The 19,953-nt window shown below is 69.7% G+C and carries 20 protein-coding genes; 13 read left to right on the forward strand and 7 right to left on the reverse strand.

All coding sequences use genetic code 11. The features are described 5' to 3' along the window. Nucleotides 1-29: 29 nt before the first annotated feature. From ACLQ2Q_RS10345 to ACLQ2Q_RS10355, 3 genes are read right to left on the reverse strand one after another with little or no spacing between them, the layout of a single operon-like run. Nucleotides 30-1,160: a DUF4349 domain-containing protein gene (locus ACLQ2Q_RS10345; RefSeq protein ID WP_425820356.1), complete on the reverse strand. Its 1,131-nt coding sequence runs from the start codon at nt 1,158-1,160 to the stop codon at nt 30-32. Next, the gene (locus tag ACLQ2Q_RS10350; RefSeq protein WP_425820357.1) at nt 1,160-1,720 is read right to left on the reverse strand and encodes an RNA polymerase sigma factor; all 561 of its coding nucleotides are present in this window, start codon (nt 1,718-1,720) and stop codon (nt 1,160-1,162) included. The genes ACLQ2Q_RS10345 and ACLQ2Q_RS10350 overlap by 1 nt, the downstream gene beginning before the upstream one ends. A gap of 40 nt (nt 1,721-1,760) precedes the next feature. After that, nucleotides 1,761-2,426: a hypothetical protein gene (locus tag ACLQ2Q_RS10355; protein ID WP_425820358.1), complete on the reverse strand. Its 666-nt coding sequence runs from the start codon at nt 2,424-2,426 to the stop codon at nt 1,761-1,763. Here ACLQ2Q_RS10355 and ACLQ2Q_RS10360 point away from each other — a divergent pair. The 4 genes from ACLQ2Q_RS10360 (at nt 2,425) to ACLQ2Q_RS10375 (ending at nt 6,506) form a co-directional block, all read left to right on the forward strand. Next, nucleotides 2,425-3,573, forward strand: coding sequence for a hypothetical protein (locus tag ACLQ2Q_RS10360; protein ID WP_425820359.1), 1,149 nt, complete (start codon nt 2,425-2,427; stop codon nt 3,571-3,573). The genes ACLQ2Q_RS10355 and ACLQ2Q_RS10360 overlap by 2 nt on opposite strands. Before the next feature lie 29 nt (nt 3,574-3,602). Next, a complete protein-coding gene (locus ACLQ2Q_RS10365; protein WP_425820360.1) occupies nt 3,603-4,448 on the forward strand; it encodes a DUF4397 domain-containing protein in 846 nt (281 codons plus the stop codon). Nucleotides 4,449-4,477: 29 nt separating this feature from the next. Further along, nucleotides 4,478-5,113 (forward strand): class F sortase, encoded by a 636-nt coding sequence (locus ACLQ2Q_RS10370; RefSeq protein WP_425820361.1) that lies wholly within the window; start codon nt 4,478-4,480, stop codon nt 5,111-5,113. A gap of 199 nt (nt 5,114-5,312) precedes the next feature. Further along, the gene (locus ACLQ2Q_RS10375; protein ID WP_425820362.1) at nt 5,313-6,506 is read left to right on the forward strand and encodes a TerC family protein; all 1,194 of its coding nucleotides are present in this window, start codon (nt 5,313-5,315) and stop codon (nt 6,504-6,506) included. Between the two features lie 170 nt (nt 6,507-6,676). Here the strand turns inward: ACLQ2Q_RS10375 and ACLQ2Q_RS10380 are convergent, their stop codons facing one another. Next, nucleotides 6,677-7,246, reverse strand: coding sequence for a hypothetical protein (locus tag ACLQ2Q_RS10380; protein WP_425820363.1), 570 nt, complete (start codon nt 7,244-7,246; stop codon nt 6,677-6,679). A 777-nt stretch (nt 7,247-8,023) separates the two neighbouring features. Here ACLQ2Q_RS10380 and leuC point away from each other — a divergent pair. The 8 genes from leuC to ACLQ2Q_RS10420 all read left to right on the forward strand — a co-directional run bounded on the left by leuC (nt 8,024) and on the right by ACLQ2Q_RS10420 (nt 17,135). Further along, the gene (leuC, locus tag ACLQ2Q_RS10385; RefSeq protein ID WP_425820364.1) at nt 8,024-9,574 is read left to right on the forward strand and encodes a 3-isopropylmalate dehydratase large subunit; all 1,551 of its coding nucleotides are present in this window, start codon (nt 8,024-8,026) and stop codon (nt 9,572-9,574) included. Between the two features lie 2 nt (nt 9,575-9,576). Then, the gene (gene leuD / locus ACLQ2Q_RS10390; RefSeq protein WP_425820365.1) at nt 9,577-10,173 is read left to right on the forward strand and encodes a 3-isopropylmalate dehydratase small subunit; all 597 of its coding nucleotides are present in this window, start codon (nt 9,577-9,579) and stop codon (nt 10,171-10,173) included. A gap of 79 nt (nt 10,174-10,252) precedes the next feature. Then, a complete protein-coding gene (gene murA / locus ACLQ2Q_RS10395) occupies nt 10,253-11,614 on the forward strand; it encodes a UDP-N-acetylglucosamine 1-carboxyvinyltransferase (protein ID WP_425820366.1) in 1,362 nt (453 codons plus the stop codon). Further along, nucleotides 11,611-12,381: a lysophospholipid acyltransferase family protein gene (locus ACLQ2Q_RS10400; RefSeq protein ID WP_425820580.1), complete on the forward strand. Its 771-nt coding sequence runs from the start codon at nt 11,611-11,613 to the stop codon at nt 12,379-12,381. The genes murA and ACLQ2Q_RS10400 overlap by 4 nt, the downstream gene beginning before the upstream one ends. Next, entirely contained in the window at nt 12,371-13,501 is a 1,131-nt protein-coding gene (locus ACLQ2Q_RS10405; protein ID WP_425820367.1) for an NAD(P)H-dependent glycerol-3-phosphate dehydrogenase, read from the forward strand. The genes ACLQ2Q_RS10400 and ACLQ2Q_RS10405 overlap by 11 nt, the downstream gene beginning before the upstream one ends. Beyond that, nucleotides 13,401-14,489: a D-alanine--D-alanine ligase family protein gene (locus tag ACLQ2Q_RS10410; RefSeq protein WP_425820368.1), complete on the forward strand. Its 1,089-nt coding sequence runs from the start codon at nt 13,401-13,403 to the stop codon at nt 14,487-14,489. The genes ACLQ2Q_RS10405 and ACLQ2Q_RS10410 overlap by 101 nt, the downstream gene beginning before the upstream one ends. A 189-nt stretch (nt 14,490-14,678) precedes the next feature. After that, complete coding sequence (locus ACLQ2Q_RS10415) at nt 14,679-15,329, forward strand: LPXTG cell wall anchor domain-containing protein (RefSeq protein ID WP_425820369.1); 651 nt, start codon at nt 14,679-14,681, stop codon at nt 15,327-15,329. Between the two features lie 6 nt (nt 15,330-15,335). Next, complete coding sequence (locus ACLQ2Q_RS10420; RefSeq protein ID WP_425820370.1) at nt 15,336-17,135, forward strand: DUF4012 domain-containing protein; 1,800 nt, start codon at nt 15,336-15,338, stop codon at nt 17,133-17,135. 19 nt (nt 17,136-17,154) lie between these two features. Here the strand turns inward: ACLQ2Q_RS10420 and ACLQ2Q_RS10425 are convergent, their stop codons facing one another. Next, the gene (locus ACLQ2Q_RS10425; protein WP_425820371.1) at nt 17,155-17,625 is read right to left on the reverse strand and encodes a DUF3515 family protein; all 471 of its coding nucleotides are present in this window, start codon (nt 17,623-17,625) and stop codon (nt 17,155-17,157) included. A gap of 64 nt (nt 17,626-17,689) precedes the next feature. Here ACLQ2Q_RS10425 and thiL point away from each other — a divergent pair, with 64 nt between their 5' ends. Continuing rightward, nucleotides 17,690-18,700, forward strand: a complete 1,011-nt coding sequence (gene thiL, locus ACLQ2Q_RS10430; RefSeq protein ID WP_425820372.1) for a thiamine-phosphate kinase — start codon at nt 17,690-17,692, stop codon at nt 18,698-18,700. Here thiL and rsmD read toward each other — a convergent pair. Together rsmD and ACLQ2Q_RS10440 are read right to left on the reverse strand one after the other, a co-directional pair. Next, nucleotides 18,697-19,260 carry a 16S rRNA (guanine(966)-N(2))-methyltransferase RsmD gene (gene rsmD / locus ACLQ2Q_RS10435; protein WP_425820373.1) on the reverse strand — a complete coding sequence of 188 codons (564 nt, stop codon included), beginning with the start codon at nt 19,258-19,260 and terminating at the stop codon, nt 18,697-18,699. The two genes, thiL and rsmD, sit on opposite strands and share 4 nt — an antisense overlap. A gap of 67 nt (nt 19,261-19,327) precedes the next feature. Then, nucleotides 19,328-19,909 (reverse strand): 1-acyl-sn-glycerol-3-phosphate acyltransferase, encoded by a 582-nt coding sequence (locus ACLQ2Q_RS10440; RefSeq protein WP_425820374.1) that lies wholly within the window; start codon nt 19,907-19,909, stop codon nt 19,328-19,330. Between the last annotated feature and the right edge of the window lie 44 nt (nt 19,910-19,953).

Consider the following 19,953-nt stretch of genomic DNA (forward strand, 5'->3'; position numbering starts at 1 on the left):
CGGCCGCCCTTCCGGGCGGCGCGGAACTCCTAGAGCGAAGCGCGCTCGCCCCCGGAATCCTGTGTCGGAGTGGAGCGGCGCGCTGCGCGGCGACGTCGGACGAGCCGCACGATGCCCCACAAGAGAAGCGCGGCCACCCCCACGACCACGATCCACGGGAGAAGGAAGCCGAGCGCGATGACGATGCCGTTGAGCGTTGCGACCAGGGCGTTCCATCCGGTGACCAGGCCGTCGCCGAAGCCGGCGGGGTCGGCCTTCACCGGCGGGGTCTCCGAGGTCAGGTTGACCTGCAGCGATGACATGGCCACCTGGCTCTCGAGCTGAGCGAGCTGCTGCTCGTAACCCTCGAGGAGAGCCTGCCGATCCGAGAGGGCCACCTCTGCGGCGATGAGATCGTCTACGGATGCCGATTGCGACATGAGCTGCGTCAGCCGGTCTACCGAGGCCCGCGTGGCATCGACGCGCGCACGCAGGTCGATCGCCTGGTCGGTGACGTCGGTGCGATTCACGGATACCGCAGTGACCTCCCCGACATCGTCGAGGTCATCGACGGCCGCCTGCAGGTCGTCGGCGGGAACCCGGATACTGACCCAGCCGTAGTCCGAGGACGGCGGCTGTGGCGGGTAGATGGTGGACATGTCGTCGACCATCGGCTCGGCGCCGCCGACAGTTCCCACATTCATGCTCTCGACATAGCCGTCATACCGGGCCGCGAGGGCGCTCACCTCGTCGGCGCCCGCTGCGACATCATCCACGAGCACGGTGGCAGATGCCGACGCGATGATCTCGCGGGCCGCATCGGCCTGATCCGTGGCGGCACCGGCCGAGCTGTCGCTGCTGCTCGATTCGTCCGCGGCTTCCAGCCGAGCCGCGTCAGGCGCCACGATCCCGCTCCCGGCGTCGGGGGCGACCGCGGACTGGTCCGCCGAGCTTCCGGCCTCCATCGGAGACACGAGGCCGCCGACCGTCGGCGCGAGCACGGCCGCAGCCACCACGACGACGGCGGCCGCCGCACCGGCGCCCAGCCACGCGCGGCCCCGGCGACTGCGGGCACGCGAGACGTCCCGCGTACGGTCCTCCGCGATCCGGGCGAAGACGCCGGACTCCATGCGGTCGATCGATTCATCGGTCAGTTCGGGCAGGTTCTCGGTGGGAGACATCAGCCTTCCGTTTCTCTCAGAGCGGTCCGCATACGCGTGCGGATGCGCGAGAGACGATTGCGCACGACCCCGTGGGCGACACCGAGTTCGTCGGCGGCCGCCTGGTAGGCGAAGCCCTCCGTGGCGCAGAGCCGGAAGATCTGCTGATCCAGGGCGCTGAGTCCCTCGACCTCCCGCAGGATGCGCGACGCGAATTCCGCATCGATGACCTGCTGCTCCACGTCGACCGTGTCGGGAAGGGTGTCGTCGGCCTCGCCGGCGATGTGCTGGCGATCCCGACGCCGGGCACGGATGCGGTTCGCCGCCTGAAAGCGGCACACCGTTGCGAGCCAGGGCAGGAGCGAGTCTCCGGCCAGCTCGAGCCCCGGAATCCTGCGCCAGGCGACGACGAAGGTCTCCTGCGTGACATCCTCCGCGTCGGCCGGGTTGCCGAGCAGCCGGTGCGCCAGCCAGTACACGGGGCGGACGTACGCGCGGTAGAGCGCGCGGAAGGCCTGCTCGCTGCCGTTCGCGGCCTGCGCCACGAGCTCAGCGTCATCCGTCGCCACCCGCTCGGCCATGCCTCATCCGTTCCGCGCCCGTTCCCAGACGGTCGGCGCCTCATTGTCTCTCACTGATAGGTGTCGAGGCAGGCGAAATCGTCTCAAACGGTCGGCGAAGCGAGCGGGACGCGCGGCCGAAACCCCTGATGCGGCAGGAAGTCAATCCTCCCTCTCCACGCTCTTTCCGGCGGTATGCTTCTTGCTCCTCCTGCCCGAGGAGGTGCGCTTCCGCCGCGTTCCAGCGCGTCGCGACAACCTGAGTACGTCGAGAGCAGAGCCGCCCGATGAACACGCCTCGCCCGCCGGACACCTCGCCCGAGCCTGCCCCGGCGCCAGCGCAGGGGCCCGCAGCAGCGAAGAGCCCAGCGGCGGCAACGACGACGTCCGCGTCCGCGAAGAGGCCCGCGTCCGGCAAGAAGCCCGCGCCGACGAAGAGCTCGGCGGCGACGAAGAAGCCGACGCCCGCGAAGAGACCCGCCACGGCCGCGAAGCCGACAGCGGCGAAGAAGCCGTCCGCTTCTTCGAAGCCGGCGCCGCCCGTGAGCAAGCCCGCCGCGTCCGCGAAGCCCACTGCGGCGACGTCGTCGGCGCCCGCGAAGAAGCTCACCGCACAGAAGCCCACCGCAACAGGAACGCCCCGCCCGACAGGAAAACCCGCCGCGCGCAACCCGGCGGCGAGCGGAAAGCGACCGGCGGCGAAGCCGGCGGCCAGCAAGCCGCGCATGACCACTCCGACCGTCACGAAGCCCGCCGCGGACGACCTCGCCGTCCGGGAGTCTCTGTCCAGCGGGGCCACTCCCGTCGCATCGGCCAGGAAGCCGCTGCCCGTGGAGGTGCCCGGATTCGTGGTGCCTCCCGTGCCGCCGCTTCCCACGCAGCCTCCCGTGCGGTTCGAGGATCCGGCGACGATCCCGCCGCCGCGGACGGCGCATACGGCCGGCACCCCGCCCGTCCGCCCCGCACATGGGGAACGGCTCACGGGGCCGGGGCGAGGACGGCGCAGGCTCGGCGGAACGCTGCTCTGGCTGGTCCCCGCGGTGATCGCAGCGTGCGTTCTCGGCGGCGTCGCGTACATCGTCACCACCGCTGATCGGCCCGCTCTCATCGAGAGCACCGGCGGATCGCTCACCCCACCTCTGCACGAGGCGAAGGGCTGGCTCATCGAGAATGCGGAGAGAAGCGACCGACTGATCGTCGACGATGCGATGGCCGACGACATGGTGCTCGCAGGTTGGACCGTGGACGACGTGATCGCCTACGAAGAGCTCACGACCGGCTCCGCGGCGGCGTCCGAGCCTCTCACGGCATGGACGGATGCGCGCTACATAGTGACGACCGAGGCGTTGCGCGCCCCGCCCGATGGCTCCGAAGTGGTGAGCTCCGCCGTGGAGAATTCGGTCGTGGTCGCCTCGTTCGGCACGGGGGCGCAGGCGGTGGAGATCCGGCGCATCGTGCCCGAGGGCGTATCGGCGGCATCCGAAGCCGAGCAGAGAGCGGCATCCGTCCGCGCGGCCTACGGAGCCGAACTGGCGCAGAATCGGTCGGTCCGGATGTCGGACGCCGACCGCGCGCTGCTGACGGAGGGCCGCGTGGATGATCGCATCGCCGTCGTGCTGGCGGGGCTCGCCGCACAGGGCGAGGTCACCGTGGCCGGGTTCCCGGTGATCGAGGGCGAGCAGCAGGAGTCGATCCGCGAGGTTGCGCTCATGGACGTCGCCGGCACGACGCTCGTCCGCGACAACCGTCCGTCACCGGAGACCGGGGCCCTCCTCGGCGGCCTTCAGGGCCGCTTCGCCCCCGACGACGTGTACGTCGAGGGCGACCGTCTGATTCTGCGGTACTCCGTTCCGATCGACGCGCTGTTCGACTGATCGAACCGACCATTGGGGAAGGACACACCATGAACAAGCTCACCCTGGACCGGAGGGCGACCTTCCTGGCGGGGCTCGCCGTGCTGCTGGCCGGCGGTGCACCGGGTATGCCCAGCGCGGCGGTGGGGGCAACGGCTCCGCTGGCCGCTCAAGCGGTGCCCGCGGCCGCCCCGGAGGGCGGGTGGCTGAGGCTGGGGCACTTCTCGCCCGACACCGTTGCGGTCGACGTGCGCGTCTCTGCGCTGAGTGGAGGCACCGTCGTGCTCGAACTGCAGGATGTCGCGTACGGCGACATCTCGGGATATCAGTCGCTTCCCGCCGGCACATACGCGATCGGCATGATCCCGTCCGGCTCCGATGACTGGACGCAGCTGGCGGTCTCCGATTCGGTGACGGTGGATCCCTCGAAGGCCGCGACCGTGGCCGCGTACGGCCCCTCGGACGATCTGCAGGTGCAGGCGTTCGCCGACGACCTCACACCACCGAGCGCCGGCACCGCGCGGGTCCGCGTGATCCACACCTCCACCATCGTCCCGAGCGTCGATGTGCAGACGACGACAGGGGTCGTCATCGCCGACGACGCCCAGTCGGGGTCGGCCGCCCCATACGTGTTGGTGCGCCCTGGGACTCTCGAACTCGAATTGACCGGTGAGGGCGTCAGCGACGAGGCGAGCGTCGACGTCGCGGCAGGCACCATCACGACGCTCTTCGTCCTGGACACCGCCGACGGCGGGCTGACGGTCATGCCGGTCATCGACAGTGCCAGCCCCGCGGTCGTCCCGGATGGTGGTGTCGACACCGGCGGCGGCTGGCTCGGCGGCAACCACTCCGAGCGGCACCACGCGGCCGCCCGCTTCGGCATGATCGCGGTCTGAGTCATGCCCACGAGCACGCGGAGTCGGCGTTGACAAAAAGGCCGTCGTTCGCGGCGCTGGCCTCCGCGCTGGCGCTCACCCTGCTGCTCGCGGGGTGTGCGCCGCGCGACAGCGTCGAGATCGCAGGACCGGCTGTCGTCGTCGGGGCCGCCGAGAATCCGCTCGCGGCGGGGCGGATGCAGGATCCGCGTGTCGGGCGGTGGGCGCAGACCCGAGGAGAAGCCTCGACGCCGACGCGCATCCTGATCCCATCCATCGGCGTGGATTCCGGGCTCGAGAGCCTGGGGGTCGGCCCCGACGGGCGACTGGATGCCCCGGCGGACTACGACGCCGCAGGGTGGTACTCCGGCGGTGTCGTGCCGGGGTCGGTGGGTCCCGCCATCATCGCCGGACACATCGACTCCCCGACGGCGCCGGCTGTCTTCGCCCGCCTCGCGTCCCTGACCACGGGCGCCGACGTGATCGTGTCGATGTCGGACGGCTCGGAGCTGAGATTCCGGGTCACCGGGTCGACGCAGTCATCGAAGTCGGAATTCCCGACCGCCGAGGTGTACAGCAACGTGCCGGCCCCCGAACTGCGCCTCATCACGTGCGCCGGCGGCTTCGATGCGGCGTTAGGCCACTACACCGACAACCTCATCGTCTTCGCCGCCCTGACCGGCTGACAGCCGGACCTTCACTGTCAGGGCGTAGGCCGCGGCATCCGCCCTGTATCCTTGGAAGGCGAGAGGGAGTATCCCGTCATCGCGCGTTCGTCACCACGGGAGCCATCGCCGCATCCCCGGGCGCGTGACGCAGCAACCGGATTCGGGTGCTGCGGGGGAGAGACTTTCGACTCTTTGTCCTCCCTCTTGAAAGGCCCGCATGGACCTCCAGCTTCCTCTCTGGTTCGAAATCGGCTCGCTCATCGTGCTGACGCTGATCCTCGCCGCCGATCTGCTGCTCATCCTGAAGCGCCCGCACATCCCCTCGACCCGCGAGTCGACGCTGTGGGTCGTGTTCTACGTCACTCTCGCGCTCATCTTCGCGGGGTTGATGTGGATCTTCGCCGGGCCCGAGTACGCCGGTCAGTTCGTGGCCGGCTGGCTCACGGAGTACAGCCTGTCGATCGACAACCTCTTCGTCTTCGTGCTGATCATGAGCCAGTTCTCGGTGCCGCGGCGCTATCAGCAGGAAGTACTGATGGTGGGCATCATCATCGCCCTGATCCTGCGAGGGGCGTTCATCCTCGTCGGCGCCGCCGTGATCGAGCAGTTCAGCTGGGTGTTCTACATCTTCGGGGCGTTCCTGGTGTGGACGGCATGGCGGCAGGCCTTCCCCGGTGGCGACCACGACTCGGACGTCAAGCAGGAGAACTTCGTGGTCAGGCTGCTGCGTCGCACGATCGACATCAGCGACCACTACGACGGAGCCAAGCTTCGCACCCTCGTCGACGGCAAGAAGATGTGGACCCCGATGGTCATCGTCTTCGCGGCGATCGGCGTGACCGACCTGCTCTTCGCCATCGACTCGATCCCGGCGATCTTCGGCATCACCACGAGCCCGTTCATCGTCTTCACGGCGAACATCTTCGCCCTCATGGGGTTGCGGCAGCTCTACTTCCTGCTCGGCGACCTGCTCGACCGCCTGCGCTACCTGCACTACGGCATCGCGTTCATCCTCGCGTTCATCGGATTCAAGCTGGTGTTCCACGCGATGCACGTCAACGAGCTGCCGTTCATCAACAACGGAGAGCACATCGAGTGGGCACCCGAGATCTCGACGTGGATGTCGCTCGGCGTCATCATCGTGTCGATGCTCGTGGCCACCGTGGCCAGCCTCATCGCGTCGGCGCGCGACAAGAAGGCCGGCACGGTGGAATCCGCCAAGGCGGTCGCCGACGAGAAGGGCACCCCGGCGACGGTGGACGATGCCGCTGCCGGGCGGGACGCCGTGGCGGGCACCGCGCCCGCCGACCCCGCCTCGTCCCGGGCGTCGGCCCAATCCTCGGCTGGCCACGGCCCCCTGGACGAGGATCCCGCCGTACCGGACCCCACGAGCAAGCGCGGCCGCGCGTAGCATCGCGCGGCGCCCCCTCGCCGTCAGGAGTCCGCTTATCGCCAGACCCCAGGGTCGCGAAGGGGCGCAACCGGCGTGAATCAGCCTCGTGACGACGCGCTTTGCGTCCTTTCGGGACCCGCGCGGCGCGCTGACCGGGACGAGACAGCGGGCGCCGATGCAACCGGTACTCAGGCGAGGCCCCGGAAGCGGAGCGCCCGGCGAGTGCGAGCGACCAGTTCGTGGGGGCGCATCCTCTTCGACACCCTGATGACCAGCCAGCCGGCTTCGGTGAGGTCGTTGTACCGTGTGAGGTCGGTGGCCCACTGCGCGGGGTCCGTGAGGTGCTGTTCGCCTTCATATTCCAGCAGCACCATCCATGGCCGAAATACGAGATCGCCCTTCGTCCATCGCCCAGAGCGGAGCAGGATGCGGCCATTGGCCTCGGGTTCGGGCAGCCCCGCCCGCACCAGCACGAGCCGCGCCCACGTCTCGCGCGACGAGTAGGCGTTGGGCCGCATCTCCGCCCGTGCCTCCCGAAGACGGACCACGCCGCGCATGCCCGACCTTTCCTGTATCGCGCGGTCGATCTCGCCCAGCGTGGCGATGGGAATCGGGAGGCCGATCAGGCGGTCTCCCGCAGCGATGAGGTCGTCCAGAACCAGGAATGTGGCGAGACCACACCATGCCTCGACCGCTTCGACCACGGGCAGCCCGTCGATGCGATCGATCGGCAGCGGCCGGTCAGCGCGATGTCCCATGACTTCCCGTCCTCGTGGTGCCCTATCGCCGTACCGAGCGATGACGTGGAGGCGGGGGTCTCGCTCGAACCAGCCGGGCAGCGGCAGACCGTGGAGGAGCGCAGCCGTTGCGTGGGAGAACGCGTGGTGTCGCGGCATCCGTGTCGCGTAGGAACGGCATCGATCGAGGAAGCTCATCCCTCCTGCCGGCGCCCGCACCCCGTGAAACGGTGACTGCAAGTCATTGCTGCGAAGCCGATGCGGCCGTACCCCCTTCGCAAGCGCCGAGCCGACGGAGAAGGGCCTATCGCGGAGATCGGCCGGCAGAGGCTCAGGATGACGCATCCGCCAAGCCTCGAACCTCAAATCGCCGACAACCCGCACTCCTGGTTGTCGGTGGAATCCACCCGATCAGTTGCCCCCTGTGCAGAGTGCCGCGAAGGGACGCAGGTTGCTGCCGATGGGGCGCCAGAGCAGCACAATGCGTCCCCTCGGCGTCGCCCGCAGGGATACGACCGACATACGAGGGGCCCAAGCAGCATGCCCTAGTGTGCCCCGGCCGACGCTGGCGAAAGGACGCGATCTGCGGCACATCGGGCGCCTGAAGCGACAGAATGCGTCCTTTCGCGAAGAAGGGTCGGGGCGCGCCCGGAGCGACCGCTGCTGGGCCGGTGGTATTCTGGCCGGGTGCGGATCGCTCTCCTTCTCCTTAGCGGCCGCGACGAGACCTCGTTCTAGGCCTCTCTCGTCGCGGAGTCTGTTGCGGGCCCACACCCCTAGCTCCAGGAGATTGAACGCATGAGCACCAGCCCGGTTTCCGGCATCCCCGACTCCCCGCGCACACTGGCGGAGAAGGTCTGGGACGACCACCTCGTCGTGAAGGGCGAGAACGGCGAGCCCGACCTGATCTACATCGACCTGCACCTCGTGCACGAGGTCACGAGCCCACAGGCCTTCGACGGCCTCCGCGCCGAGGGCCGACCGCTGCGACGCGTCGACCTGACGATCGCGACCGAGGACCACAACACGCCGACGCTCGCGATCGACAAGCCGATCGCCGACCTGACGAGCCGCACCCAGATCGAGACGCTGCGCCGCAACGCCGAGGAGTTCGGCGTGCGGCTGCACTCGCTCGGCGATAAGGAGCAGGGGATCGTCCACGTCGTCGGCCCGCAGCTCGGCCTGACGATGCCGGGGATCACGGTCGTCTGCGGCGACAGCCACACCAGCACGCACGGCGCGTTCGGCGCCATGGCGTTCGGCATCGGCACGAGCGAGGTCGAGCACGTCATGGCGACCCAGACGCTGCCGCTCAAGCCGTTCAAGACGATGGCGATCACCGTCGAGGGCACGCTGAAGCCCGGCGTCACCGCGAAGGACATCATCCTCGCCGTGATCGCGAAGATCGGCACCGGCGGCGGGCAGGGCTACGTGCTCGAGTTCCGCGGCAGCGCCATCCGCGCGCTCTCCATGGAGGGACGGATGACGGTCTGCAACATGTCGATCGAGGCCGGTGCACGCGCCGGCATGGTCGCGCCGGATGCGACGACGTTCGCCTACCTCGAGGGCCGCCCGCACGCCCCGAAGGGCCAGGACTGGGAGGACGCCGTCGCCTACTGGCGCACCCTGCCCACGGACGAGGGTGCCGTGTTCGACGCCGAGGTGTACCTCGACGCCGACGAGCTCGAGCCCTTCGTCACGTGGGGGACCAACCCGGGTCAGGGCGTCTCGCTCTCCGGCGTGGTTCCCACCCCCGCCGACATCGCCGATCCGAATGAACGGGCAGCCGCCGAGCGGGCCCTCGAATACATGGACCTGCAGGCGGGCACTCCGCTCAAGGACGTGCCGGTGGATGCCGTCTTCATGGGCTCCTGCACGAACAGCCGCATCGAGGACCTGCGTGCCTTTGCATCGATCGTTCGGGGGCGCAAGAAGGCCGACGGCGTGCGCGTCATGGTCGTGCCCGGCTCGGCCCGCGTGCGGCTGGAGGCGGAGGCGGAGGGCCTCGACAAGGTCTTCACCGACTTCGGCGCCGAGTGGCGGTTCGCCGGCTGCTCCATGTGCCTCGGGATGAATCCCGACCAGCTCGCGCCGGGGGAGCGGTGCGCCTCGACGAGCAACCGCAACTTCGAGGGGCGACAGGGCAAGGGCGGGCGCACGCACCTCGTCTCGCCGCTCGTCGCGGCGGCCACGGCCGTCCGGGGCACACTGTCGAGCCCCAGTGATCTGGAGGAGACGCCGATCTTCGCGGCGGTCGACGCCTCGACAGGCTCGGCGACCGGGATCAATGGCGGGCGGGGGCCGGTCCCTGAGCTCGTCGAAGGGTCGACGCACGAGGGGGCACGCTGACGATGGACAAGTTCATCACCCACACGGGAATCGCGGCGCCGCTGAAGCGCTCGAACGTCGACACCGACCAGATCATCCCGGCGGTCTACCTCAAGCGCGTCACGAAGACCGGCTTCGAGGACGCGCTGTTCGCCGCCTGGCGTCAGGACCCGGACTTCGTCCTGAATCAGCCGGCCTTCCAGGGCGCAAGCGTCCTGGTCACCGGCGCCGACTTCGGCACCGGCTCGAGCCGCGAACACGCCGTCTGGGCGCTGCGCGACTTCGGGTTCAAGGTCGTGCTCAGCCCCCGCTTCGGCGACATCTTCCGCGGGAACTCCGGCAAGCAGGGGCTCGTCACCGGCCTCATCTCCGAGGAGGACCTGGAACGCATCTGGGCGGCGATCGACGCGGATCCCGGTGTATCGATGACCGTCGACCTGGAGGCGCGGAGCGCCACCCTGGGCGATATCCGGGTTCCTTTCGACATCGATGATTACACTAGGTGGCGGCTCCTCGAGGGGCTCGATGACATCGGGCTCACGCTGCGCAACGAAGACAAGATCGCGCAGTTCGAGGCCCGCCGCGAGGCGTGGCGGCCACGGACGATACCCGTCCCGTGAGCCTGGCGCCCCCATCACCACCGGGGGCCGCCGGCTGATTCAGACCACGCGCTCGAACACACCAAGTGAGGCCCATCGCATGACGACCATCCTGAACGAGTCCGCAGTGTCATCCTCGGGAGGGTTGGGCGAAGTCCTTGCCATTCGCGGTGGACGCCCCTTGCGCGGCCGCGTCGAGGTCAAGGGTGCGAAGAACCTCGCCACCAAGGCCATGGTCGCCTCGCTCCTCGGCGACACGCCGAGCGTGCTCCGGGATGTGCCGGACATCAGCGATGTCAAGGTAGTCCGGTCGCTGCTCGAGGTGCACGGCGTCATGGTCGAGGAGGGCGACGAAGAGGGCTCACTCCGGTTCGACCCGCGCGGCGCCGTGTCTGCGCACATGGAGGAGATAGACGCGCACGCCGGCGCCTCCCGCATCCCGATCCTGTTCTGCGGTCCTCTGCTGCACCTGCTCGGCGAGGCGCTGATCCCCGACCTGGGCGGCTGCCGCATCGGCGACCGTCCCATCAACTTCCACATGGACGCGCTGCGTGCGTTCGGCGCGATCGTCGACAAGAGCTATGAGGGCATCCGCATCACGGCCCCGAACGGTCTGACGGGCGCGAACATCGAGCTGCCGTACCCGAGCGTCGGCGCCACCGAGCAGGTGCTGCTGACCGCCGTGAAGGCGAAGGGCATCACGGAGCTCAAGAACGCGGCGATCGAGCCCGAGATCATGGATCTCATCGCCGTGCTCCAGAAGATGGGCGCGATCATCTCCTACGAGCCAAATCGCGTCATCCTCATCGAGGGTGTCGACCGGCTCACCGGGTATGACCACCGCGCCATCTTCGACCGCAACGAGGCCGCATCCTGGGCCTGCGCCGCGCTGGCGACCGACGGCGAGATCTTCGTCGGCGGTGCCAAGCAGCAGGAGATGCTGACCTTCCTCAACGTCTTCCGCAAGGTCGGCGGCTGGTTCGACGTGCGAGAGGACGGCATCCTCTTCCGCCGCGGCGGCCCGCTGAAGCCCGTCGTCGTCGAGACGGATGTGCACCCCGGGTTCATGACCGACTGGCAGCAGCCGCTGATCGTCGCGCTGACTCAGGCCCAGGGCGAGTCGGTCGTGCACGAGACCGTCTACGAGAATCGCCTCGGCTTCACGGAGGCGCTCGTCGCGATGGGCGCCGACATCGTCGTGCACCCGAACGGCATCGACGCCGGCGGGCGGCGCGTGCCGCGGCGCGCGCTCGAGCAGGCGGCCGTCATCAACGGCCCGACGCCGCTGCACGGCGCGGACATCGTGGTTCCCGACCTGCGGGGCGGCTACAGCCACGTCATCGCCGCGCTGACCGCCGAGGGCGAGTCCGTCGTCTCCGGCGTCGGAGTGATCAGCCGCGGTTATGAGAAGTTCTTCGCCAAGCTCGAGGCGCTGGGCGCCGACTTCGACGTCATCGGCTGACGCGCGTGTCTCGCCCTCCGGCATCCGCCGAGAAGACGCGGCCGTCGATCTTCTGGCCGCTCGCCGCCGTCGCCGTTCCCGCGATCGGAGTGCTCGCCGCCATCAAGCTCGATGGCGGTGAGAAGCTGCCCCGCGATGGCGCGTTCGTCATCGCACCCAACCACTACACCGAGATCGATCCGCTCATCGTGGCGGCCGCCGTCTGGCGCGCCGGACGTGCTCCCCGGTTCATGGCGAAGGACAGCCTCTTCAAGGTTCCCGTCCTCGGTTCGATCCTGCGGGCCACCGGCATGGTGCCGGTCGCGCGCGCGTCATCGAGCGCGTCCGCCCGCGCCACGCTGGATGCCTCGGAGCAGCTCGTCGAGCAGGGATCCGGCGTCATCGTGTACGCAGAGGGCACGCTGACGCGCGACCCCGACATGTGGCCCATGCGCGGCAAGACCGGCGCGGTGCGCCTTGCGCTCGAAGCCGACGTGCCGCTCTATCCGATGGCCCATTGGGGCGCGCAGGAGGTCATGGCCCGCTACGGCAGGAAGATCGATGTGTGGCCGCCCCGCAAGAAGGTGCGGGTGCTGATCGGCGACCCGGTGAACCTCGACGCCTACCGCGGCCAGCCGCTCAACCCGGCGGCGCTGGCCGCCGCGACGACACTCCTCATGAACGACATCACGCGTCTCCTCGAGGAGATCCGCGGCGAGAAGGCCCCCGCCGAACGGTGGGACCCCGCGTCGCACTCCCAGAAGGAGACGGGTCGCTTTGAGTCGTAGAGATCCCGCCCCCCGGGTCGCCGTCATCGGCGCCGGCAGCTGGGGAACCACGTTCGGCAAGATCCTCGCCGATGGCGGCGCGCACGTCACCATGTGGGCCCGCCGCCCGGAACTCGCGCACGAGATCGCGGAGGCCAAGCGCAACAGCGGCTACCTCCCGGGCATCAACCTGCCGCGCTCGATGACCGCCACGCATCACCTGTCAGAGGCGCTCGAGGGCGCCGAGCAGGTCTACCTCTCGATTCCGAGCCAGGCGGTGCGCCAGAACCTCAAAGCGGTGCGGCCCCTTCTCTCCGACGGCGAGTCCCTCGTGGTGAGCCTCATGAAGGGGGTCGAGCGCAGCACCGGCCTCCGCATGAGCGAGGTCATCGAGCAGGAGCTGCACATCGACTCCAGCCGGATCGCTGTGGCATCCGGCCCGAACCTCGCCCTCGAGATCGCACGCGAGCAGCCGACGGCCGCCGTGATCTCGTCGACGAGCCGTGAGACCGCGGATGCCGTGGCCCGGCGCGCGCGCAACGGATACTTCCGCACCTTCGTCAACACCGACGTGATCGGCACAGAGTTCGGTGGAGTGCTGAAGAACCTCATCGCCGTCGCCATCGGGATCGTCGACGGCGTCGGATACGGGGAGAACACGAAGGCATCCATCATCACGCGCGGACTCGTGGAGATGACGGACTTCGCCGTCGCGTACGGCGCACACCCCGAGACGCTTCAGGGACTGGCGGGGCTCGGCGACCTCATCGCGACCTGCCAGTCCCCGCTGAGCCGCAACAACACCGCCGGCCGGCTCCTCGGGCAGGGCTACCGCTTCGACGATGTGGTCAAGCAGATGAACCAGACCGCTGAGGGGCTCGCATCGGTTGCGCCCATCCTGCAGCTGGCGAAGGAGGTCGGCGTCGAGATGCCGATCGTGGAGCAGGTGAAGATGGTGCTCGATGGCACCATGAACCCGCGCGACATCGCACCGCACTTGACGACAGACGATGACACCCCGAAGGGTGAGAGGACGCAGAATGGACAAGCCGGCGGTGGCGGTGCTCTTTGGCGGTCGCTCCAGCGAGCACTCGATCAGTTCCGCAACAGCGGGCGGGGTGCTGAGGGCGATCAACCGTGACCTGTACCGGGTGATCCCGGTCGGCATCACCCGGACCGGCGTGTTCGTGCTCGAGGACGACGACGCCGACAAGTTCGCGATGGACGCCGACCGTCTTCCGGAGGTCGTCGACAACGGCACGCGAGTGCTGTGGCCCGAGGGCGGCGGCGACCGCGCTCTGCGTGTTCGCCGAGCGGACGGCATCGTCGACGAGCTGGGCGACGTGGATGTCGTGCTGCCCATCCTGCACGGGCTGCACGGCGAGGACGGGACGATCCAGGGCTTCTTCGACACGCTGGAGCTCCCGTATGCGGGCGGTGGCGTGCTGGACTCGGCGCTCTGCATGGACAAGCACTTCATGAAGATCGCCCTCGAGGCGTCCGGCGTGCCGGTGTCGCCGTGGGTGACCGTGCGGGCTGCGCGGTGGGCAGCGGACCCCACCGGCGTCCGAGCGGATGCCGAGGGCCTGGGTCTTCCCGCGTTCGTCAAGCCGGCCAGGGCGGGCTCGAGTGTCGGCGTCTCGAAGGTGTCGGAGTGGACCGAGCTCGATGCCGCGCTGGAGCTGGCTTTCGCCGAGGACGACAAGGTCCTCATCGAGACGGGCATCGACGGGCGGGAGATCGAGGTGGCGATCCTCGGCGCGCGACCCGGGCATCCCGTGCGTGCGTCGCTTCCGGGCGAGATCGTGCTCACCACCCGCGAGTTCTACGACTTCGAGGGGAAGTACCTCGGGGGCGCCGGAGTGGATGTCGTCTGCCCGGCCGACCTGCCGGCTGAGGTGGTCCGCGACATCCAGCAGCTCGGCATCCGTGCCTTCGAAGCGGTCGATGGACAGGGGCTCGCGCGCGTCGACTTCTTCGCGACGCCGCAGGGGCTGGTCGTGAACGAACTCAATACGATGCCGGGCTTCACGCCGATCTCGATGTTCCCCAAATGCTGGATCGCGTCGGGGATGACTTATCCCGAACTCATCAGCGAGCTCATCGAAGGCGCTCTCGCCCGAGGCTGAGCAGAGCGAGGCGACCGACCGCCCCCGTCCTCGGTTCTCCGGAACAGGGCGTACAGTGTACGGAGACCTGTTCTGGGGGTGGGTCTGAGACGTCTGTTCTGGGGATGGACGTCGGGCGCTCGTCTGCGGACGGACGTTCATCGCAGCTGTCGGGGGACAGGTGTGTGCATAGCACCTAGGGGGACAATCGTGCTGAAGAAGTCACTCTCTGCTCTGGCGTTGGCCGGGGCATTGATCGCAATGCCCATGGCCGCGAACGCGGCGGAGTCGTATACTCCGAATCCGCAATCAGATCTGTCGCTGGCCGGTACGGTGGCCACGAGCGAGTGCCTGGGGGATGTGCCGTGGATCAGTTTCAAGGTGTCGATGGATGACCCGGGCGATGTCGCGACGAGCGGCACCGCGGTACTGGTCATGAGCGATGGCGCGAACTCCGTCACCGTGCCGCTCGGCGAGCTGGTCGACGATTCGCTGTCCGGACGCGTGCTCTGGCCGGGTGCGAGCATCGACGCCGCCGGAAACCCGACGGGCTGGCCCGGATGGGCGCAGCAGGATGGCGCCTGGGTCGAGACGTCGGGAAACTTCGCGTGGACTCGTGGCGAGATCAGCGCGGTCATCGTCGTGAACCCCGAGATCGGCGTGCCGCTGTCCTACCCGCAGGCGACACCGGAGTGCGCGACGGGACCCCGTGGCGCCGTGGCGGCCGCGACGGAGCATGAGGCGGCGCTCGCGATGACCGGCACCGACGCGGCAGCGCTGTCGATCGCCCTCGGGGCAGCGGGCACCCTGCTCGCCGGTGGCGTCCTTCTCCTCGCGCGGCGACGCTCCGCGCGACGATAGGTCGTCGTGATCTTCGAGTACGCACCCCCATCTCCCGCGCACCGCGGGAGATGGGTGTGGATCGCATTGGGTGTCGTGCTCCTCGCCCTCCTGGCATGGGGAGGGTGGGTCGGCGTGCGCGCCATCGAGGCGAAGGGCGAGCTCGATGCTCTGGTGCCGGCGGCCGTGGGGGTGCAGGACGCGCTGAAGGCGGGAGACATCGCCGAAGCGACGGATATGGCCGATGACTTCTCCGCGCATGCCGCGCGCGCGTCGGAGCTCAGCGGCGATCCACTGTGGCGTGCCGCCGAGTCCCTTCCGGCGCTCGGACCGAATCTCGCCGCCGTCCGGGTCGCTTCGGCTCAGCTCGACGCGCTCAGCACCGAGGCGCTTCAGCCGGTGCTCGGGGCGTCGGGGCAGCTGTCTTCGCTTCTGGATTCGACGACCGGGTCGTTGGATGTCGTGGCGATGGAATCCCTGCATTCGCCGCTCGTCCGGGCCTCTGAGGCGCTCGACACCGCGGGCAGCGAACTCGGCCGGCTCCCGCTCGCCTCTGTACTGACTCCGATCCGTGCCGGTGTCACGCGGATGCAGGGGCACATCGAGGAGGCGCGCTCCATCACCTCCGACCTCGCCGATGTGACCGCGGTCCTCCCTTCCATGCTGGGCGCGGACGCTCCTCGCAGCATTCTGATGGTGTTCCAGAACAACGCGGAGCTTCGCACAGGTGGCGGGATCACGGCCGCGTTCGCCGAGGTGCGCGCCGACGCGGGCGCGCTCTCGCTGGTCGATCAAGGCAGCTCCCGCGAGTTCCCGGAGCTGGACGAGCCGATCATGCCGCTTCCGCAGACGTTGACGGCTCTGCACGGGGATGTGGCGGGTCGCTGGGTGCAGAACATCTCGATGTCGGCCGACTTCACCGTGTCCGCGGATCTGGCCTCGGAGTGGTGGAACGTGCGGACGGGTCATCGCCCGGACACCGTCGTGTCTCTGGACCCCGTCACGCTGCAGTCGGCGTTGGCCGCCCTCGGTCCGGTGGACGTGCCGGGGTGGGGCCAGCTGACGGCGGACAATGCGGTGCACCGCCTGCTCGTCGAGCCCTACATGACCGTCGACGATGTGGCGGCGCAGGACACCATCTTCGAGAACGCAGCGGCCAGCGCCCTGGCGGTGCTGCTCAGCGGCTCGGCCAACCCGGTCGAGCTGATCGCCAGCCTGGAGCAGCCGATCGAGGACGGCCGGATCTCGGTCTGGAGCGCCTATCCGGAAGAGCAGACCGTTCTGGCGGCCGGCCCGCTCGCCGGTCAGGCCGCGCGGCAGGAAGCGGCGGGTGAGGACGCCTTCGCGGTCTACCTGAATGACACGACCGGCGCGAAGATGGACAGCTACCTCGACATCGCCATTGCGAGCACCGTCGCCGACTGCCGGCCCGACGGGCTGCGGGACGTCACCGTGGCGGTGACGCTCACGAACAGTGCGCCGGCCGACGCAGCGACCTTCCTGCCGCCGAGCATGACCGGTGACGGCACCTACGGTGTGGCTCCGGGGAGCATCGGCACGTACGTGGCCGTGTCGGCGCCGAGGGAGAGCTTCCCCGGCCCGGTGACCAGGGACGAAGGATCCAGCTACTCCATCCAGGCCGACGCCGATGGGCGCCCGGTCAGCCAAGCACGTCTGGATCTTGCACCGGGACAGACCAACACGCTCGTCTTCCGCTTCGTGGCCGGTTCGCCGGGAAGCATCGAACCGCAGATCCTGCACACCCCGACGATCGGACAGGTCGACGTGACCGCGCCGATCGCCGGCGATTGCCCGGCTCTCGGCTGACGCCTCGCCGAAGGCGCCGCTATGGCGCCGGTGTGGCGTCCTCGGGCGCGACGCACTCCGCGTTCTTCGGCAGCTGCTGAAGGATGGGCGAGAGAGCCTGCAGCGCCTCGCCGCCGGAGACGGCGTCGTAGTCCACGAACACCTCGACGGCGGGGGTGCGGCCATAGGTGGTGAACAGGTACTTCGGCGCCCGGGACTCGTCGATGATCCAGTCGACTCCGGCGACGGTCTGGCATCGCAGCGTCGTCGGGCCGGGGGGCGCGACCCCGCAGGTCAGCAGTACGGCCGCCGGATCGCCCCACGCCCCCGTGGACTGGGCATCCGTCCATCGACGTTGCAGCCCCGCCACCGTGTCGGGCAGCCGGACGCTGACATCGGCGCAGAGCGTGGCGTTCGCGTTCTCCGCCGGCTCCATCGACACCGTGCCCGCGCAGCCGGTGAGTCCGACGCCGACGAGCAGAACGAGGGCGAGGGAGCGGAGGCGGGGCACGATTCCAGGCTAACCGGCGCCGCGGCGATGGTCGGCCGCGCGGCACAGCCAGTAGCGTGGGGGCATGAGCGCGCCCGCGGACGATCCTGCCGTCGGCGAACTGTCGGAGGGCGAGATCCTGCGCCGCATCCTGTCGCGGCTGACGTCCGTGCCCGGGGTGGAGGTCGGGCCCGGGGACGACGCGGCGGTGCTGGCGGCTCCGGGCGGCTCGGTCGTCGCCACGACGGACACCCTCGTGCACGGTCCTGACTTCCGACTCGCGTGGTCGAGCGGGTTCGACCTCGGGTGGAAGGCCGCCGCGGTCAACCTCGCCGACATCGCCGCGATGGGCGCCCGGCCGACCGCCCTCCTCGTCGCCCTGGCGATGCCCAACGACACGCGGGCGTCGTTCGTGGAGCAGGTCGCCGACGGGCTCCGCGCCGCGTGCGAGGCGCTCGCCCCCGGCTGCGGCGTGGTGGGGGGAGACCTGACGGTGTCCGACACCCTGACGATCGCGGTGACCGCGCTCGGCGCGCTCGATGGCCGCCCGCCCCTGCTGCGCTCCGGCGCCCGGGTGGGAGATGTCGTCGCGGTCGCCGGCGAGCTCGGCGTGGCGGCGCGTGGCCTGGAGGCGCTGTTCCGGGTCTTCGTCGATGCGGCTGGGGCGCCCGCCCCGGTCGATCCGGACGTGCTCGCCGACCTGCCCGATGCCGCCGACGTCGGCGCCATCGTCGCGCAGCTGCGCCCCGAGCCGCCCGTGTCGCTGGGCGCCCTGGCGGCCACCCACGGCGCGACCGCGATGATGGATATCTCGGACGGCCTGGTGCTCGACGCGACGCGCATGGCGGATGCCTCCCTCGTGACGATCGAGATCGATACGGGCCGCCTCGGAGCCGACGCGCACCGGGCTCTCCACGGCGGCGAGGACCATGCGCTGCTCGGCACGTTTCCCGCCGACGCGGGCCTGCCCGAGGGCTTCCGCCCGATCGGCCGAGTTCTCCCGTGCGGCGAAGTGCCGGTGCTCGTCGACGGGGCTCCGTACCAGGGCGTCGGGGGGTGGGATCCGTACCGCGACTGGGACTCGCAGGGCGGCTAGCTGTGCGGGTGCACCCACCAGAGCACCGTGTCGCCGTACCGCTTGTGGCGCGCATGCTCGAGCCCCGCGGGGAGTCCCGGCGCGGGTGAGCGCCGTGCCCGCTCGATGATGACCGTGGCGCCCGGCGCCAGAGCGCCCACGAGCAGTTCGAGGCTGCCCGCCAGCTCCGCCTCGGAAACGTCATAAGGGGGGTCGAGGAACACGAGGTCGAATGCTCCCTGCGACGCCCGGAGGTAGGCGTCCACAGACGAACGATGCACGCGGATCGCGGCATCCGAGCCGATCGACTTGGCCACCTTGACGGCGTTGCGCTGCACCACGGCGGCGGCCCGCGGTGCCTTCTCGACGAGGTCAGCGGATGCCGCGCCGCGGCTCACCGCCTCGAGTCCGAGAGCTCCCGATCCGGCGTAGAGGTCGAGCACGGCCGCGCCCCGCAGGGCGTCGGCCGACTCCAGCGAGCCGAAGAGCGACTCGCGCACGCGATCGGCCGTCGGCCGCGTCCCGGCGTCGGGCACCTCGAGGGCGATCGAGCCGGCGCGGCCGGCGATGATGCGTGTCACACGATCACGATAGCCGCGGCGTCATGCCCCGGCGCGCGGCCCAGCGCCGTCGTCGGCCGCAGCGCGATCAGCCTGCGACCGGCGGATCCTCTTCGCGGAGCCGCGGTTCCATGCGCAGTTCCGGCCGCAGCCCGGACTTGTCGGAGTAGAACGCCCGGATCACTTCCATGTCGGCGCGAACGTCGCCGGTCAGGTCGATCGTCGGTCCGAGTCCGGTCGTCCTCGTGGTGCGGTCGACGTAGCCCAGCGTCACGCCGAGGCCGGCCTCCCTGGCGATGCGGTAGAAGCCCGACTTCCAGTAGCCGCCGCCGCCGCGCGTGCCCTCCGGCGTCACGACGAGGCCGAAGACCTCGCCGGCGTGGATGCGCTCGACGATGTCCGCCACGACGCGGGAGGCGTCCGCCCGGTCCACCGGGATTCCGCCGATGCCGCGCATGATCGGACCGCGCCAGCCTCTGAACAGGCTCGCCTTGCCGAGCCAGCGGAAGTTCATTCCCAGGCGCCACGCGATCCCGAGCATGAGCACGAAGTCCCAGTTCGACGTGTGCGGCACTCCGAGCAGGATGGTGGGGCGAGTCGGCGCCGGCTCCGTGGAGAGGGTCCAGCGGCTGCAGGCCCAGTACACGCGTGCGAGCAGTCGTCGGAGCATGCGCACTACGGTAAGGCACCCGGCTGGGCGGAGTCCGTTTCGGC

The sequence above is a fragment of the Microbacterium sp. DT81.1 genome (assembly GCF_049844955.1).
Lineage (GTDB): Bacteria > Actinomycetota > Actinomycetes > Actinomycetales > Microbacteriaceae > Microbacterium.

Coding starts and splice junctions, on each gene's coding strand:
- ACLQ2Q_RS10345 (WP_425820356.1), bottom strand. CDS start 1,160: ATGTCTCCCACCGAGAACCTGCCCGAACTGACCGATGAATCGATCGAC.
- ACLQ2Q_RS10350 (WP_425820357.1), bottom strand. CDS start 1,720: ATGGCCGAGCGGGTGGCGACGGATGACGCTGAGCTCGTGGCGCAGGCC.
- ACLQ2Q_RS10360 (WP_425820359.1), top strand. CDS start 2,425: ATGACCACTCCGACCGTCACGAAGCCCGCCGCGGACGACCTCGCCGTC.
- ACLQ2Q_RS10355 (WP_425820358.1), bottom strand. CDS start 2,426: ATGCGCGGCTTGCTGGCCGCCGGCTTCGCCGCCGGTCGCTTTCCGCTC.
- ACLQ2Q_RS10365 (WP_425820360.1), top strand. CDS start 3,603: ATGAACAAGCTCACCCTGGACCGGAGGGCGACCTTCCTGGCGGGGCTC.
- ACLQ2Q_RS10375 (WP_425820362.1), top strand. CDS start 5,313: ATGGACCTCCAGCTTCCTCTCTGGTTCGAAATCGGCTCGCTCATCGTG.
- ACLQ2Q_RS10380 (WP_425820363.1), bottom strand. CDS start 7,246: ATGGGACATCGCGCTGACCGGCCGCTGCCGATCGATCGCATCGACGGG.
- leuC (WP_425820364.1), top strand. CDS start 8,024: ATGAGCACCAGCCCGGTTTCCGGCATCCCCGACTCCCCGCGCACACTG.
- leuD (WP_425820365.1), top strand. CDS start 9,577: ATGGACAAGTTCATCACCCACACGGGAATCGCGGCGCCGCTGAAGCGC.
- murA (WP_425820366.1), top strand. CDS start 10,253: ATGACGACCATCCTGAACGAGTCCGCAGTGTCATCCTCGGGAGGGTTG.
- ACLQ2Q_RS10410 (WP_425820368.1), top strand. CDS start 13,401: ATGGACAAGCCGGCGGTGGCGGTGCTCTTTGGCGGTCGCTCCAGCGAG.
- thiL (WP_425820372.1), top strand. CDS start 17,690: ATGAGCGCGCCCGCGGACGATCCTGCCGTCGGCGAACTGTCGGAGGGC.
- ACLQ2Q_RS10440 (WP_425820374.1), bottom strand. CDS start 19,909: ATGCTCCGACGACTGCTCGCACGCGTGTACTGGGCCTGCAGCCGCTGG.